14 protein-coding genes and 1 pseudogene are annotated in these 15,919 nt (G+C 42.4%); 8 read left to right on the top strand and 7 right to left on the bottom strand.

The window, feature by feature from the left end; translation table 11 throughout:
- Positions 1-181 precede the first annotated feature (181 nt).
- The 4 genes from I8748_RS28890 to I8748_RS28875 form a co-directional block, all read right to left on the bottom strand.
- Positions 182-586 carry a hypothetical protein gene (locus tag I8748_RS28890; RefSeq protein ID WP_198127934.1) on the bottom strand — a complete coding sequence of 135 codons (405 nt, stop codon included), beginning with the start codon at positions 584-586 and terminating at the stop codon, positions 182-184.
- Between the two features lie 242 nt (positions 587-828).
- Positions 829-1,047, bottom strand: coding sequence for a hypothetical protein (locus I8748_RS28885; RefSeq protein ID WP_198127933.1), 219 nt, complete (start codon positions 1,045-1,047; stop codon positions 829-831).
- A 235-nt stretch (positions 1,048-1,282) separates the two neighbouring features.
- Positions 1,283-1,975: a phosphoribosyltransferase gene (locus tag I8748_RS28880; RefSeq protein WP_198127932.1), complete on the bottom strand. Its 693-nt coding sequence runs from the start codon at positions 1,973-1,975 to the stop codon at positions 1,283-1,285.
- A gap of 38 nt (positions 1,976-2,013) precedes the next feature.
- Complete coding sequence (locus tag I8748_RS28875) at positions 2,014-2,421, bottom strand: DUF2267 domain-containing protein (protein WP_198127931.1); 408 nt, start codon at positions 2,419-2,421, stop codon at positions 2,014-2,016.
- A 617-nt stretch (positions 2,422-3,038) separates the two neighbouring features.
- On the opposite strand from I8748_RS28875, the gene I8748_RS28870 reads away from it, so the two are divergent.
- Positions 3,039-4,838 (top strand): ShlB/FhaC/HecB family hemolysin secretion/activation protein, encoded by a 1,800-nt coding sequence (locus I8748_RS28870; protein WP_198127930.1) that lies wholly within the window; start codon positions 3,039-3,041, stop codon positions 4,836-4,838.
- Between the two features lie 570 nt (positions 4,839-5,408).
- On the opposite strand, the gene I8748_RS28865 is transcribed toward I8748_RS28870, so the two are convergent.
- Complete coding sequence (locus I8748_RS28865) at positions 5,409-5,663, bottom strand: hypothetical protein (protein WP_198127929.1); 255 nt, start codon at positions 5,661-5,663, stop codon at positions 5,409-5,411.
- A gap of 651 nt (positions 5,664-6,314) precedes the next feature.
- Here I8748_RS28865 and I8748_RS28860 point away from each other — a divergent pair.
- The 5 genes from I8748_RS28860 to I8748_RS28840 all read left to right on the top strand — a co-directional run bounded on the left by I8748_RS28860 (position 6,315) and on the right by I8748_RS28840 (position 13,164).
- On the top strand, positions 6,315-8,960 hold the full coding sequence (locus I8748_RS28860) for an EAL domain-containing protein (protein ID WP_198127928.1): 2,646 nt from the start codon (positions 6,315-6,317) through the stop codon (positions 8,958-8,960).
- Between the two features lie 465 nt (positions 8,961-9,425).
- Positions 9,426-10,280: an ATP-binding cassette domain-containing protein gene (locus tag I8748_RS28855; RefSeq protein ID WP_198127927.1), complete on the top strand. Its 855-nt coding sequence runs from the start codon at positions 9,426-9,428 to the stop codon at positions 10,278-10,280.
- Positions 10,237-11,091, top strand: a complete 855-nt coding sequence (locus I8748_RS28850) for an ABC transporter permease (RefSeq protein ID WP_198127926.1) — start codon at positions 10,237-10,239, stop codon at positions 11,089-11,091. Before I8748_RS28855 ends, I8748_RS28850 begins: the two co-directional genes overlap by 44 nt.
- Before the next feature lie 365 nt (positions 11,092-11,456).
- The gene (locus tag I8748_RS28845) at positions 11,457-11,936 is read left to right on the top strand and encodes a MarR family winged helix-turn-helix transcriptional regulator (RefSeq protein WP_198127925.1); all 480 of its coding nucleotides are present in this window, start codon (positions 11,457-11,459) and stop codon (positions 11,934-11,936) included.
- Positions 11,896-13,164 carry an MFS transporter gene (locus I8748_RS28840; RefSeq protein WP_198127924.1) on the top strand — a complete coding sequence of 423 codons (1,269 nt, stop codon included), beginning with the start codon at positions 11,896-11,898 and terminating at the stop codon, positions 13,162-13,164. Before I8748_RS28845 ends, I8748_RS28840 begins: the two co-directional genes overlap by 41 nt.
- A gap of 252 nt (positions 13,165-13,416) precedes the next feature.
- Here I8748_RS28840 and I8748_RS28835 read toward each other — a convergent pair whose 3' ends face one another.
- The gene (locus I8748_RS28835) at positions 13,417-13,668 is read right to left on the bottom strand and encodes a hypothetical protein (protein WP_198127923.1); all 252 of its coding nucleotides are present in this window, start codon (positions 13,666-13,668) and stop codon (positions 13,417-13,419) included.
- Between I8748_RS28835 and I8748_RS28830 the strand changes: the two are divergent.
- Both I8748_RS28830 and I8748_RS28825 read left to right on the top strand, forming a co-directional pair.
- A pseudogene (locus tag I8748_RS28830) lies at positions 13,667-13,883 on the top strand (type II toxin-antitoxin system HicB family antitoxin). The gene I8748_RS28835 and the pseudogene I8748_RS28830 sit on opposite strands and share 2 nt — an antisense overlap.
- Before the next feature lie 247 nt (positions 13,884-14,130).
- Positions 14,131-14,346 carry a hypothetical protein gene (locus I8748_RS28825; protein ID WP_198127922.1) on the top strand — a complete coding sequence of 72 codons (216 nt, stop codon included), beginning with the start codon at positions 14,131-14,133 and terminating at the stop codon, positions 14,344-14,346.
- Between the two features lie 275 nt (positions 14,347-14,621).
- Here the strand turns inward: I8748_RS28825 and ribD are convergent, their stop codons facing one another.
- Positions 14,622-15,830, bottom strand: a complete 1,209-nt coding sequence (gene ribD / locus I8748_RS28820; RefSeq protein WP_198127921.1) for a bifunctional diaminohydroxyphosphoribosylaminopyrimidine deaminase/5-amino-6-(5-phosphoribosylamino)uracil reductase RibD — start codon at positions 15,828-15,830, stop codon at positions 14,622-14,624.
- Positions 15,831-15,919 lie beyond the last annotated feature (89 nt).

Here is a 15,919-nt window from a genome sequence, read left to right as displayed (position 1 = left end):
CATGATTAAAGCTTGCCGGATTTGAACGCGAGTTAAATCATTCAACTTTAACAAAAAGATAGTTGTTCGTCCGATTGCTGTTAACCCCACAATATAACCGTCTTCTAGCTTAAAATGATCAGTCCAGCTTTGCGATCGCGGATTAAACAAGGTGTAATTTTTTCGTTCACAATATAGGGAGTCATGCCAAGTTTAAACTATCCGAGGTAGCTTTGATGGCGGAATAGGCTCTGGCTTTCAGCATAGTCATCAAAGCATCAAGTTGTTCATACAAGTTTAATTCAGCAGTCTCGAAGGAACTGAGATTACCCTCGCGGTTTTTCTCAAGTAATGTTTGTAACTGAGCCTGCGATCGCTCAGAAACCTTGAATGCTAAAATTTGCTCATAGGTGGGGCGAGTGACTAAAAAATCTAAAACCTCTAAATAAATAGGCGGTGGCTGTGTTGAATTAACGACAACATTAGAAGCAGTATCACCAAGCAAGTTTGTAGTTATTAAGCGAGTTACCAGTTCAGAAAGTTGATTTTGAAACGGCTCTAGACGTTGGGCAAGCTCGTCTGAGATTTCAATGCTTAACTGTCGCATTAGAGATGATTTTAGGGAAGTTTGCTGCTTTCTAAATTCTAGTATGGTAGTTAAATAGTTTTTATAAAAATTAACAATATCTTACGCCAAGCTGATGCTTCCAACTTGGTGTTTTCAGAAATGTTATGCTTCTATATTAATTGTTTTCTGATAAGAGCGATCGCGTATATTCAGTAAATTTCGTCGTCTTTTACAGTCGTACTTATATTAATGTTCCCAACAGCGATCGCCAAATAATCAAATTAGTTCTTTTGGTTTAATTCAGGTTCACCTTGAGGGTGTGCATTTTCAATATGCTGAATTAAACTTTCGGCCATTTCAACAGCAATCAAAATCAATTGCTGTTCCATTTTTCCATAGCCTCCCTCATCACTCACCTGTGAATAAATATGAGGATTAGATAGCATAGCTGCTAACAATTGGGATGCGGTTTGTTTCAATTCATAAATTTGCAGATTCATAGTTATTATTTGCTCAACAGGTTAAAGTACAGAACCTATACTATTTTGGATTTTGGATTTTAAATTTTAGATTTTAGATTGTGAATCACCTTATGTATCCGGGTTTTATCAATAAATCTGTCACAATCATTTTTAAAATTGGTATTAGAAGTCAAGAATGGCTAATCAATCTCTGGACTTACGCAGCTAAATTTTTGTTGAGTTCGAGGGCATGAGGTATTGATTTTTCACTCCCCTATGCCCCATACCCAGCCCCAAGTTTTGATTTCTCTACCATGTGTAACTCGTAAATCTTTGTTGCTTTTTCTAGTAGATTACAAACTTCTTCATCTGTGGTTTGTGGAAATTTTTCGTACCAACCACCTACACTATAAAAAGGCTTGGGTGTGGCACAGCAGATAACTTTTTCTACCTTACCTTGCAAATCTTCGTAGGTTTCAGTCGCAGCCACTGGGACAGCCACAACAATAGAAGCAGGTTCTTGTTTACGTAACGCCACCACAGCAGCCCACATGGTTGCACCTGTTGCTAAACCATCATCTACCAAGATGACTGTCCGTCCCCGCAACTCCAAAATGGGGCGATCGCCTCGATAAAGTCGTTCCCGTCGCTCTAGTTCCTGTCGTTCTCGCTCTGCAACTCGCGTGATTACTTCATCGGAGATATTGAGTTGATTTACAATATCTTGATTGAGTACTAGTACACCCAATGGCGCGATCGCTCCCATTGCTAATTCTTGATCGTTAGGTACGCCCAATTTGCGAACCACAAGCACATCTAAGGTAGCATTTAATGCTTTAGCAACTTCAAAGGCAACGGGTACACCACCTCTAGGCAAAGCTAACACCACCACATCTGGAAGGTTGGCATAATTTGCTAACTCTCCAGCCAAAAATTGACCTGCCGCTGTTCGGTCTTGAAATAGCATGGTGTTCAGCTCCTGCTAGTTATTTCAGAAAACAGTCTTTACGCATTAGCACGCATTTCTCCTCGGCTTCCTGCATCAAATAATGCATTATATTCTGATGGCAGTTGAGAGCGAATATCATTGATTTCGCCTGGGCTAATAGCCTCCCTCAGCACCTCAATTACTACGCGGGCGTGATAAACCGCATCTGGCAATTCTACACCTTCCCGTTGACTGACTCGCTGAAAAAATTCATCTAATGAGAAGCGCGTTCCCATACCTGCGTATTCGTGTTGTAAATAATTTGCAATCCCTTTAGGAAGTTGGGCAGCCGCATTGAAAGGCTCACCTCCAGCTAACCGTTCAGCCAAAGTTTCTAAAGTAGCACGGGTTGCAACTTCTGCATCACCCCGTGAACTGAGGTGGGCACGATTTTGTACCTGTCCAATAAACTCATCGTGTTGCATTTTCCCTCCAGATTTGTCACCCCGCAAGCTTTTTATGGTTGCTGATGCTAGTCAATAGACTTCTTGCATAAATCTTTTTTTGTTTCACGCAAAGTCGCAAAGTCGCAAAGAAAAGAACGCTAAGAACGACTTTTGCAAGAGGTCTAATAAGTTCTTAGTGCTGTCTTTTAGTTTATGAACCAATCATAGAAAGCCATTTATCATGTGTCCTCTGACTAACGAGGCGACATCTTCAATCTAGTAATCTACCTAATGGACGAGTGACTAAAATTAGAGTGCAGCGTGTAGGGTATAGGGGAAAGAAAAATATGTGCTACCCCAATACTTGTCGGTTAAGGGGAAAAGGGGAAGGGGAAAAGGGAAAGAAAAAACCTTTAACCCAACCCCAGTAACCTTTTCCCAAACCAAATTCTGAGTTCAAAATGCACAAAGCGAGTAGTATTGTGTGCTACCCCTAAGTCCAGTTCTTCCCCATACCCAAAAATGAGATAAAGTTTTTATATCTACCTACTTATTTGTGGAAAATATCAACTTTACTATCAAAGGATCAAGTAGTATTTACATCTGAAGCAGTTACCGTATATCGCCTAGTTTCTCATTGAAACTAATCTAGTGCCATGATTGAAAAATACTCTCAGACCTTTGCAGTGTCCTGCTTTCCGCTGAGTATATTTGTGTTCCTTAGCAGTGTCACTACTGGAGCCTTACAAGCCCAAGCACTTAATACTACGCAATTAGCTAGCAACAATTTTATCTTGTCGCAGCAAGTTCCATCACCGTCAGATGTGCCACCGCAAGATATTCAACCAGCTTTACCTTCTCCTCAACCCTCACCCGAACTACCACAACAACTTCCCCCACCAACAGAACTACTTCCACCCTCAACTTCAACTCCCACACCTGATGAGCCGCCATCATCTGACAAAACTCCTCAAACTATCACTGTGGAACGGTTTGAAGTTTTTGGCAGTACAGTATTTAGTCCCGAAGAGTTAGCTAAAGTTACTGAGCAATTTACCAAAAGACCCATCTCTCTAACCGAACTTTTTCAAGCGCGATCGCAAATTACCAATTTATACATTCAAAAGGGCTACATTACTTCTGGTGCTTATATCCCACCTCAAATCATTAAGTCTGGTGTGATTACAATTCAGGTGGTTGAAGGTAAATTGGAAGATATCCAAATCACTGGCACTAGGCGACTAAATCCTAATTATGTACGCAGTCGCCTTAAAATTGCTACTTCAGCGCCTCTCAATCGAGACCGTCTTTTAGAAGCGCTGCAATTGTTGCAACTTAATCCTTTGATTGAAACTGTGAATGCTGAATTGTCGGCTGGTTCACGCCCTGGTGCAAGTGTGCTAGAAGTCAAGATTGCAGAAGCAAAATCCTTCAGTACCCAAGTAGTTCTTGATAACGGGCGATCGCCTAGTGTTGGTAGCTTTCGACGGCGGCTACAAGTCAATGAAGCCAACTTGTTAGGACTAGGAGATGGTTTGAGTCTCAGCTACACTAACACTGATGGTAGCAACGCTTTGGATACTAGCTATACGTTACCCATCAATCCTTATAACGGGACGCTCTCGTTTTACTTTGGTACTTCATGGAGCAATGTGATCGAACGTCCTTTTAACGTTCTAGACATTGAATCTTCTTCTCGCTACTACGAACTGACATTCCGCCAGCCAATTGTTCAAACTCCTAGGCAAGAATTTGCCCTTGGCGTCACAGCTTCTCGACGGGAAAGTGAAGCCTCTTATATCGAAGGCGATCGCATAGCTTTTCCTTCCTTGGGTGCTGACGACGAGGGACGCACGCGTATATCTGCGTTGCGTTTTTTTCAAGAATGGACATCTCGTAACAGCCGTGAAGTCATTGCCCTGCGTTCTCAATTCAATTTAGGCACAGGTGCATTTAATGCCACAATTAATTCAGTCCGTCCTGATGGCCGGTTTTTTGCATGGCAAGGGCAAGCACAGTGGGCGCGTCTTTTAGCTCCTGATACTTTATTACTTTTACGCCTAAATACCCAAATATCATCTACTTCGCTGTTACCTTTAGAGCAATTCGGCTTAGGTGGTTTGGACAGTGTTCGGGGCTATCGTCAAGATTTATTATTGACGGATAATGGCACTTTTGCTTCTGCTGAAGTGCAAATACCAATTCTCCGCTTGTCCGAAACAAATAGTATTGTCAAACTAGCACCATTCGTAGATTTCGGTGTTGCCTGGAATAATTCAGCCCCAAATCCAGACCCTAACACCCTAGCTTCCGTTGGTCTTGGTTTGCGTTGGACACAAGGCGATCGCTTCAGCGCTCGTCTTGACTGGGGCATTCCTTTAATATCTGCGGAATCTGAGGGAAAATCATTGCAGGAAGATGGGGTGTATTTTTCTTTAGTTTACAATCCCTTTTAAAGCCTTGAAGAAAGCCTTAAATTTGGCTTTTTCAGTTCTTGAATCCTGTTTTGATTTATGGATGTTACCTTCTTAAAACAGCAACACCCAACTTTCTATCCGCCTAATTTATTTCCTCTCATTATCAAACTAAACCACAGGGTTACACTGAGTTGATAAACACTTCCATTGTGTTAGATAACCAGTTGTATTGCCCCCTTTCACTAATAGTTTGAGGAAATATCAGCGTTTAAGTTGGGTGTTGCTTTGATTGAACGAGACAGATTTTGAAACAGCGTTTTTACCTCTTAATTGAATTTAACTTGTTTACTTTGGCTGTTGGATCTGCCAGGGAAGCCTTTACGCTTCAATTAATAAGTTAACACTATATGTATGAGGATGAATATTTTTTGAAACTAAACTTTACTTTTAGCAGTCAGCAACAAGTTGAAAAATTATCGTGAGTTATGTGGTTGCTACCAATCTGCACAAGCCTCCTTGCAAAAATTGCTATAGCACAGAAACATATTGCCCATAGCGCAGGTTTATTGAAGAGGAATAAAACCCATTAATAGCTACATATCAGCCTGCTTAAGTGCTGCTAATATAGCAAAGTGCTGAGTGCTGAGTGCTGAGGAGCCAGTGCGTTGGGCGGGTTTCCCGACTTGAAGCACCTGGCGTTAAAAACCAAGTTATTTCAAAGCTAGTAGCAATCAGCACTGTCCTAAAGTATGCTTCGACTGCTAATACCCGATATTTTCTATAATTTGCGATCGCTCGAACTAAGGATACGAACCCCAATGGTATTTGCTTCTCATCCAAAAAGTCTATGGGCGATCGCGGCACTTCTGCTTAACAAGTTGTATCTGGGTTAGTCAGGTATGCAAATTTTTTTGATTTTGCTTTCCACTGTTCATAAATACCTGATATCAATTCTATCTATGGTTTAATTTTATTCACGCAGGAGCAATTCATAATTCCTTCTATGGGGAGTTGTTTCGCGTCATTCTTATAGGCGCATCTTCATCAAAAATTGGTATTATATTAATACTAATTTCAAATAATAAAATTTTGTAAAGATAATTACTTTACCAGTAGAAATACCAAGTAATTTTTCAAAATACTATCTTGATTAACTTAATAATGTATTTCACTGATACTTGCCAGCCATCTCAGAAAAAATCCGCAATTATACCATGTATAATATTAATCATTTGAAATTATTGTAGTTATTTAAGAAAGAATGGAAGCAAAAGACAGTGACTGAAAGTCCTAGGTTTTTCAAGTTGTTAACATCAGGTAACACAAAGAGCAAGACTTCCACTGATAAAACTAGGTCGCAACTAAGCATATTTCATTAGCTTGGCGATCGCGTCAGGTCTACTTCATTAATAAAAGTGACTAGCTTTTTTAGAAAATGGAGACTAAAGGTTATAACTCAACCACAGCAGTATTTTTCAACGAATATCTAAAGACATGAATACTTGAGGAAGAACGATGGCAGGAAATGAGCGGGAAAAAATACGCCATCTATTGATTGTCCAAGACATGCAAGGGCAGCGAACGATCCCCCTTCAAGAAACCACTTATTCTCTTGGGCGGCATCCTGAGAACTCTATTGTTCTCCGTTCTCGATCAGTATCCAGGCAACACGCCATTTTATTACGGGTAACTCTTCCAGAGACTGACCAATATGGCTTTTTGATTATTGATGGTAACTTCAAGGGTAAAAGTAGCACTAATGGCTTAATAGTCAATGGTAATAAGTGTTCCTCTCATAACCTCAAACATGGTGATGTAATTTTTTTTGGCAACAATCAAGCTCAGGCTAGATATTACGCTATTACCAACCTTTCAGAAAATGCTTTTTCTGAATCTTCCCAAGCTCAAGACTTGTCTAGTTTACTGTCGGAACCAGTAAATCCAGTTAGTAGTTTTCAAACCTTAGCTGTCGATCCAAGCTGGCAAGGAGCTAGTGAAACTCTACTGGCTCGCCTAGCATCTTTTCCTGAACTTGTTCCTAATCCAATTATCGAGACGGATTTACAAGGAACAGTAACATATCTTAATCCTGCCGCAGCTCTCAAGTTTCCCAAGCTCAGAGAAACTGGAAAGCAGCATCCCCTTCTGATGGGACTATTAAGCGCAGTACAGAATCGAAAAATAAACCCTTTTGTGCGGGAGGTGGAAGTTGGTCAAGAAGTTTTTGAACAATCCGTCCATTGTCTGCCTGAAAGTGATTTAATTAGGACTTTTATTGTCCGTGATATTACTGAACAAAAGCAAGCCGAAGCCGAACTGCGCCAACGCGATCGCTTACTCCAAGCAGTTGCAGAAGCGGCTAATTATTTGCTAGTGGAAATGAATTATGAAACAGGAATTGACAAAGCTTTAGCTGTGCTGGGCGAAGCTGCCAAGGCAGATCGCGTCTATCTCTTCAACAACCATCCTCACCCAGTTACAGGAGAGATGGCACTCAGCCTCCAATTTGAATGGATACGCTTTGGTCTTGAGTATTCTAAAGATCACTGGCAGAATCAGCTCTATCACTCCTCTCAACTAACACGTTGGTACACTACTCTTTCTCAGGGACAATCCATTAGCAGCATTACCAGAGAATTTCCTCCAGTCGAACAAGAATTGCTTACCCAAGATGGTATTCAATCTCTTCTATTAGTGCCCCTGCGCTTAGAAGATGATTTCTGGGGATGCCTCGGCTTAGCCGACTGTTCAAAAGAACGTCACTGGTCAAGACATGAAGAATCTACGCTGTTGACGATGGCGGCTAGTATCAGTGGTGCTAGGCAACGTCAACAAGTAGAGCAAAAGATTCGTTACCAAGCTCTTCACGATCTGCTGACTGGATTACCAAATCGCCTACTATTTAATGAGCTACTTTCCAAAGCCTTACCTAACGCGCTTCGTAATCACGAAAGTTTAGCTGTAATGTTCCTTGATTTGGATCGTTTCAAAATCATCAATGACACCCTAGGGCACAGTTTAGGAGACCGACTGTTACAACAGGTGGCTCAAAGATTGAAAGATTCTCTCAGAAGCGGTGATAGTGTTGCTCGTTGGGGAGGAGATGAATTTACTATCCTACTACCACGAGTCAATTGTCTGGAAGAAGTTACTCAAGTAGCCTGGAGAATCCTCAACGCTTTGGAGAATGCCTTCAATCTTGATGGTCACGAACTTTACGTCAGTGCTAGCCTCGGCATTTCCCTGCTAGATGAACATAGTCCTGATGCTGAAACTTTGATCAAGCACGCAGATACAGCTTTGTATTATGCCAAAGACGAAGGAAGAAATAACTATCAGTTCTATACCACTAGCCTAAGTACCAAAAATCCTGAATTTTTGACTTTAGAGAAGAGTCTGCGCTATGCCTTAGAAAGAAATGAATTAACGGTGTACTACCAGCCAAGAGTAAACATTGCTACAAATAAAATTACTGGTATGGAGGCGCTGTTACGCTGGAAGCACCCGGAAATGGGACTAGTAGGGCCTAGTGTTTTTATTCCTATCGCCGAGGAAAGTGGATTAATTATACCTATTGGCGAATGGGTTTTACGGGCAGCCTGTATTCAAAATCAAGTCTGGCAACAAGCAGGATTGCCTCCTTTGAAGATTGCTGTTAATCTCTCTCCTAAACAGTTCCGCCAACCTAAACTAGTAGAAACTGTAGCTGAAATCTTAGAACAGACGAGGTTAGAGCCTCATTTTTTAGAATTAGAAATTACTGAATCCACTGCGATCGAAGATTTAGAGTTCACTAGAACAGTATTGCGAAATCTCGAAAAGATGGGTGTTCATCTTTCAATCGATGACTTTGGTACAGGTCATTCTTCCCTCTCACGTCTGCAACTATTACCAATCCACAATCTCAAAATTGACAAGTCTTTCATTCAACAGTTGACAACAGATGTCAGAGTGGCTCATATTGTCAAAGCGATCGTTACCTTGGCAAGGAGTCTAGGATTGAGGCTGACCGCCGAAGGGGTAGAAAAGCCAGAAGAACTAGATTTTCTCAAATCTATCAATTGTGAAGATGTACAGGGTTTTCTGTTCTACAAACCGCTTTCTGCTGAAAAAGCCACAGAAGTCCTTCAAAATCAACGAATCATGACTGTTCAAAGATAAGAAATTTGGGCATTGGGGAGCCATTGCGGTCTTGGGGTCTCCCCAAGTGGAGCAAATGGCGTCATTGGGCATGGGAAATTGGGCATTGAGTCAGGACTTACAGCGTTTTTAGGACTTACGCACACTCTACAAATTCTTGGCGTTCTTAGCGCCTTGGCGGTAGCCTTCGGCAAGCCGCTTCGCGTCTATAATAAATTAAGCTTTTTCGTGATTTTTGCGTAAGTCCCGCTATGGGAATAGAACATAGCGCACTAGGTATTAAAAATTACTAATTATTTTGTATCATTCCCCATGCCCAATACTTCGGCTCACCTCGACTTCGCTGCTTCGGCTACGCTCAGGGCAAGCTCAGCCCAAGTCGGCACAAGTGCCCCATGCCCCATTCCCCAAAAAACTATTGACTTACTCACAATATATTGTCAAACTAATAGTTAGTTTTTCTAACTAAGGAAGTGCATCAAACTTGTGACAACACTGACAGGAAAAACAGATCGGTCGGAAACACCTGCCAGCCAACCGAAACCGATTATTCTAGAAACCCAGAAACTCACACGCCGCTTTGGTAAATTTACCGCCGTTGATAACCTGAACATATCTGTGGAACAGGGTGAAGTGTTTGGCTTACTCGGCCCAAATGGCGCAGGTAAGAGTACAGCTATTAAAATGTTAACGACATTACTACCTCTTAGTACTGGGAAGGCAATTTTAGCTGGCTACGACGTAACCCATCAACCTAATGCTGTTAGGCGAGTTATTGGCTACGTGCCACAGGCTCTCTCTGCTGATGGTAGCCTCACAGGTTACGAAAATCTGTTAATCTTTGCCAAACTGTATGAAATTCCCTTTTCCCGTCGGCGTCAGCACATCCGTGATATTTTGGCATTCATGGGTTTGCAAGATGCTGCAAATCGCTTGGTACGAAACTACTCTGGTGGCATGATTCGTAAATTAGAAATTGCCATATCAGTACTGCATCAACCGCAAATTTTGTTTCTTGATGAGCCGACAGTCGGACTAGATCCCATCGCTCGTACTCAAGTATGGCAGCTCGTAAAACAACTTTGTGTTGATTACGGCACAACCATATTTTTAACAACCCACTTTTTAGAAGAAGCCGACAATTTGTGTAATCGAGTAGCGATTATGCAGCAGGGCGCAGTCGCAACCATAGGCGCACCAAGTGACTTAAAAGCCTCCTTGGATAAACCTAACGCAACTTTGGATGATGTGTTTATTCACTACACAGGTGACCAATTAACATCAGGAGTCAGCTACCGTGATACAGCAAGAACCAGACGTACTGCCCAGCGGTTGGGTTAAAGCACCAACTGCTAGGCGAGGTAATATCATCTCTGCAATTAAAGAGCTAGTTACAAAAACCTTCGTGATTGCTGAATTGGAAGTGCGTAAACTGCGCCACGACCCCACTGATTTAGTAGTCCGTTCTGTACAACCATCATTGTGGCTACTCATTTTTGGGCAAGTATTTGCCCGCCTTCGGGAGATTCCTACAGGAAGCTTACCCTATTTAGACTTCATGGCTGCTGGTATTCTTGCTCAGAGTGTGTTGTATATAGCAATTTTCACTGGTGGGATGACACTAATCTGGGAGCGAGATTTAGGAATTGTGCATAAATTTCTAGCCAGTCCTACACCGCGCGTAGCTATGGTCTTGGGCAAAGCTCTTGCGTGTGGAGTGCGTTGTCTATCACAAGTATTGGTCATTTACGCAATAGCAACGTTTTTAGGTGTCAAACTTAATTTTCATCCTATAGCTATTTTCCAAGTGTTACTACTAGTAATGTTGGGCGCAGGTTGTTTTTGCATTTTTTCGCTAATCATTGGTTGTTTGGCGAAAACACGAGAACGGATGACAGGAATTGGGCAAATGTTAACCATGCCGTTATTTTTTGCCAGTAATGCGATCTATCCCGTTGCTATTATGCCCGGCTGGTTAAAGTTCATTTCCCACTTGAACCCCTTAACTTACCAGGTTGACGCTTTGCGTGGCACGATGCTATTGAATGGCTCCAGTGTCTACGGCTTTGGTTTTGACTTGATGATTCTTGCATTTACATTAACAGTCTTAGCCATCATTGGTGGACGACTTTATCCACGAGTGGCAATGTAATTAGACGTGAGTTCGACAGATTAAAAACACTCCTCTCCAAAGTTTGATTTTTTCGTTGATAACTAAGGATATTTAGAGCCAATATCTGCGTCCTTTGAGGAGTTGGGTACAGGTTCATCGAACTCACGTTAATCAGGAATGCCACTAAGATAGCGTGCGCTAGATACGCGTATTCACTAAAAAAAGACCAAAAATTCCACAAAACCATAGCTGTTGACTTTCAGATTTGGCTTTTGCGTAGTGGTACTAACATCTAAAGCTCTGGTCTGGATTGTACAATTCTCTTGCTAGCATTAATAGACTGAACCCTTATCTGTGGACAACTTGATCCACAGGTGTCAATGTAATCAGGAGAACAACATCCTATGACCTTGGATAAACCCGCTCAAGGTACAAATTCCGAAGAATGTGCTGCCAGAGTAATGGAAACAGTTCCATTAGTAATGCGGTTTATCCGATCTGAGATGCGGGCCCACAATGCTGCTTTTCTTTCCATACCTCAGTTGCGATCGCTAGCATTTCTCAATCGTAATCCTGGTGCTTCATTATCTGACTTAGCAGACCATCTCGGTGTAACATCTGCTACAGCATCAGCAACCATAGAACGGCTAGTACAACGCAGCTTGGTGGAACGCTATCACCATCCTCAAGAACGACGGCGCATCGTCCTTAATCTCACTGATGAAGGGAAGTACCATCTGCAACAATCACAAGCCCATACCCGCGCTCAAATCGCTGAGTTGCTTCAGGGAATGACAGATGAAGAACTTTCCCACATTGAAGAAAGTTTAGTGCTATTAAAAAATGTCTTCGAGCAAACAGAATTCAACTCGCAAAAACAATGAGGCTACACAACACGACCCCTTAGCAGCGCTGAGATTTCGTGACTATCGACTCTTTATTATTGGACGCGTGTTGCTGTTCATCGGCTCACAAATGCAGACTGTAGCCATCGGTTGGGAACTCTACGAGCGTACAGGTTCTGCTATGGCTTTAGGTGGTGTAGGCCTGGCGCAAGTCTTGCCGATGATTGCTTTGACTTTGATTGCGGGAGATGTAGCCGATCGCCGCGATCGCAAATTGATTATGTTACTCTCTGTCATATTGCTATCACTATGCTCTACTACTTTGGCGGTACTTTCTTATACCCAAGGATCAGTTTTTTTGATTTATGCTTGCTTGGCGTTTACAGGTGTAGCTAGGGCATTTTTGAAACCTGCCAGCGATGCCTTGATGTGGCAGTTGATACCTGTGAATGTTTTCACCAATGCAGCCACTTGGAATAGTAGTAGTTTTCAGCTAGCTGCTGTGATTGGCCCAGCGTTGGGGGGATTCGGCATAGCTTTATTGGGAAGTGCTACTGGAGTGTATATGTTAGCAGCGATCGCGGCGTTGCTATGTTTTAGTTTAACGGTGGCAATCAAAGAGGAAAAAATTACCCGTTCCAGCGAACCACTTTCATTAAAAGTACTTTGGGCTGGCGCGAGATTTGTCTGGCAAAATCAATTGATTTTAGCAGCCATCAGCTTAGATATGTTTGCTGTATTGTTGGGGGGTGCGATCGCCCTACTACCCATTTTTGCTAAGGATATTTTGCACGTAGGCCCAGTAGAGTTAGGATACCTACAAGCAGCCCCCTCCATTGGCTCGTTAATCATGGCTGTCACCTTGGCGTATTTGCCACCTTTACGCAAAGCGGGCCCAGCTCTACTGTGGTCAGTTGTTGGCTTTGGCGTTGTCACAATTATCTTTGGGCTTTCTCGTTGGTTTTGGCTATCACTGCTAATGCTGGCGCTTAGTGGCGCACTGGATACTATTAGCGTTGTTATTCGCCACACATTAGTGCAAATCAGAACGCCGGATGATTTACGCGGAAGAGTTGCCGCTATTAACAGTGTCTTTATCAGTGCTTCCAATGAATTGGGGGGTTTTGAGTCTGGCTTAACTGCTGCTTTGTTTGGCCCAGTAATTTCTGTAGTTGGTGGTGGAATTGGTACGATTTTGGTAGTAATTGCGACGGCTATAATTTGGCCGGGAATTGCCAAGTTGGGATCGTTGCAAGAATATGAATAACCACAGAAATTATCCAAGTCAGGACTTACGCACGGACTACGATTTTACGTCCGGAGCGAGCGTTCGCTCTCCTGCGTTCCCGCAGGAGAGCGAAGTAATCTCAAAAGCTTAGTTTTTCGTCACGAGTGCGTAAGTCCTACAAGTGTTATAAATTTCTAGTTGAGGCTATTAATAGTCAATAACCCAAAAAAGCTTGATTAAAAATTTATTCTCAATCCTGTGCTAAAAAACAGTATTTATTGAGGTTTATTCTTACAATGTTTTGGCAACTTCTGCTTCTTGTTCTAATAATTCAACTAAAAATTTACTAAAGCTAGAAGAGAGTTTTTTGAAAGGAACTGAAGTATATGGGATTGGTGCTGCCCCTTCCTCGTAACCATAAACGGGTGGATCGTCCCCCTCAGAAGTTATCAAAAACCAAAACATATAACCTTGATGCATCAAAAATACAAATGCATCTTCTGGAAGTGGTTCAGGAAACTCATCTCTCTTTATCAGAATCATGAATCGATACAGCATGATTATTCAATGGTCTGATGAAGAGCAACTTTTTCTAGTTACCATTCCAGAGTTTGCCGATCGCACCTGTCATGCCTTGCACTGACAGCAGAACTCGTGAAGCAGCTATTCGTAACGCTGACGAAGTGATTGAAATGTATTTGAAAGCTTGGCAAGCAGAAGGTGAGTCTCCTGAATCTAATACGCTTCAATTTGCTTAAAATTAATAATAATGCAGATATAATTTATATTGAAAAGCAGTATCAAAAACTACTATACAATTTGTATTAGGTAAGTTTTATTAACTTTTTGATGAGTGGCTCAATTCTTAATCTTCATAAAGTTATAAATCACGATATTAAGTTTTTGATAATACTTGTCTCAGCTTGTACATTTAGATCGTAAGCTGCTGCTGGAATTGTGTAATCTGAAAACAGCTAAGCTAACTAATGATTAATTTGAGGTCTGATGACTCCTAAAATTCTGCGTCAGCTTTGGTCAGTGGTTGAAAATTCCCAAACCAAGACCCTCTTGCAGATGGACGACGCTTGCTTGGTGCAATGGTTGGTCAAACAAACTACAAACCAAGCGTTGTTAGATCCCACTGACACCGATTTTCTCAGCGACTATATTCAATCTCGGCTAACCCTCATACGTGAGCTTGCTTATGAACGCCAGTGTTAATTAAAACAAAGTTTCAGCAGAAAAATAGCCAACAATAATAGCTAAGCTCAAGCACATCTAAATTGCATAATCACTCGTAAAGGTCGATGACCGATAACAGATAACAGTCATCAGTTATCAGTCATCAGGAGCCAGTGCGTTGCGGAGGACAGTCGCGTGGGCGGGTTTCCCGACTTGAGCGAACTGTCCGTTGAGGTTCTCTCCGTTGTAGCAACTGGCGTTCAACGCTAATTAGATATGCAATCTTTTATGTGTAACAGCCTATTGACTATTGCCTATTGCTTGATTTGGGGTAAATAACCTTCAACTAAGCAATCAGAACCTACCACACGCCAACGGACACGTTCTAGGGCGATGGCCTCGGTCATATTGGTAAAACCTAAGTCACCCACAGGTGTGGGAGCATGACTACCACCAATGATTTTTGGAGCAATAAAGGCAAGGATTTTTTGTACTGCTCCCTGAGCGATCGCACTAGCAGTTAATGTACCACCACACTCCCACAGCACACTACAAAAACCCCGCTCGTATAAGTGAGCCATTGCCTGATCTGGAGTGAGTGATGTTAATTCCACTACTTCTACTCCCTGTTTGAGCAAGAATTTTTGAAAATCAGGGTTAGCTCCCACCTCTGTCAACACCAAAGTAGGGGCTTGTGCAGTTTGCCAAAGACGAGCATCCTCAGGTAAGTTGAGATGGCGGCTCATCACTACCCGCAAAGGATTATGCGCTTCCATTTGATGACTGGTTAAATGAGGATTATCCAGCCTGACAGTATTACCACCTACAATTACAGCATCACAAGCTGCCCGTAGTTGATGAACTTCACCACGGGCATCTTGGTTTGTCACCCAAGCACTATGACCAGATGTAGTAGCAATTTTGCCATCTAAAGTCATGGCATATTTCAAAATGCCCAAAGGTCGTTTGTAGAGAATACGATGGACAAAACCTTCGTTTAGTTGTTGGCAGGCCTCAGTTTCCACACCCACTACAACTTCTATCCCAGCCGCCCGTAAACGGGCAATGCCACCTCCGGCTACCAGGGGATTAGGGTCAACCATGCCCACTACCACCTTAGCCACACCAGCGGCTATCAAACCTTCTGAACAAGGGGGAGTGCGTCCGTAATGATTGCAGGGTTCTAGACTGACATAGACTGTAGCACCACGAGCGCGATCGCCTGCTGCTCTCAAAGCAAAAACTTCTGCATGAGGCTCTCCTGCACGGGGATGAAACCCTTCCCCCACAATCTCCCCATCTTTGACAACTACCGCCCCCACCAGCGGATTAGGTGAAGTACGTCCCAAAGCACAGCGGGCAAGTTCTAAACACCGCCGCATCATGCGAACGTCAAAGTCACTTCCTACCCTAGCCTTCGCTTGTGAATCAGATTCAACTGCCGACTGCACTAAGAGCTTATGTTTGTGAGTGTAATTGGGTAGGTCTGCATCTGATTGAGCAACCACTGGGAAATTATCCATAATTTTGGGCAATACTGTAAATATTTTGCACGCTAGCTATTTTTATCGTGATAGTTAAACAGTAATATTCAGGTGCTATTGTTGGTTAT

The organism is Amazonocrinis nigriterrae CENA67, assembly GCF_016056305.1.
GTDB lineage: Bacteria > Cyanobacteriota > Cyanobacteriia > Cyanobacteriales > Nostocaceae > Amazonocrinis > Amazonocrinis nigriterrae.
Note: the sequence above shows the minus strand (reverse complement) of the source record. Positions and strands in the feature narration are given on the sequence as shown.

What these genes read in the sequence shown, in the direction of transcription:
- I8748_RS28845 (WP_198127925.1), top strand. Translation starts at nt 11,457, where the DNA reads ATGACCTTGGATAAACCCGCTCAAGGTACAAATTCCGAAGAATGTGCT.
- I8748_RS28875 (WP_198127931.1), bottom strand. Translation starts at nt 2,421, where the DNA reads ATGCAACACGATGAGTTTATTGGACAGGTACAAAATCGTGCCCACCTC.
- I8748_RS28860 (WP_198127928.1), top strand. Translation starts at nt 6,315, where the DNA reads ATGGCAGGAAATGAGCGGGAAAAAATACGCCATCTATTGATTGTCCAA.
- I8748_RS28840 (WP_198127924.1), top strand. Translation starts at nt 11,896, where the DNA reads ATGTCTTCGAGCAAACAGAATTCAACTCGCAAAAACAATGAGGCTACA.
- I8748_RS28890 (WP_198127934.1), bottom strand. Translation starts at nt 586, where the DNA reads ATGCGACAGTTAAGCATTGAAATCTCAGACGAGCTTGCCCAACGTCTA.
- I8748_RS28880 (WP_198127932.1), bottom strand. Translation starts at nt 1,975, where the DNA reads ATGCTATTTCAAGACCGAACAGCGGCAGGTCAATTTTTGGCTGGAGAG.
- I8748_RS28885 (WP_198127933.1), bottom strand. Translation starts at nt 1,047, where the DNA reads ATGAATCTGCAAATTTATGAATTGAAACAAACCGCATCCCAATTGTTA.
- I8748_RS28870 (WP_198127930.1), top strand. Translation starts at nt 3,039, where the DNA reads ATGATTGAAAAATACTCTCAGACCTTTGCAGTGTCCTGCTTTCCGCTG.
- I8748_RS28825 (WP_198127922.1), top strand. Translation starts at nt 14,131, where the DNA reads ATGACTCCTAAAATTCTGCGTCAGCTTTGGTCAGTGGTTGAAAATTCC.
- ribD (WP_198127921.1), bottom strand. Translation starts at nt 15,830, where the DNA reads ATGGATAATTTCCCAGTGGTTGCTCAATCAGATGCAGACCTACCCAAT.
- I8748_RS28835 (WP_198127923.1), bottom strand. Translation starts at nt 13,668, where the DNA reads ATGATTCTGATAAAGAGAGATGAGTTTCCTGAACCACTTCCAGAAGAT.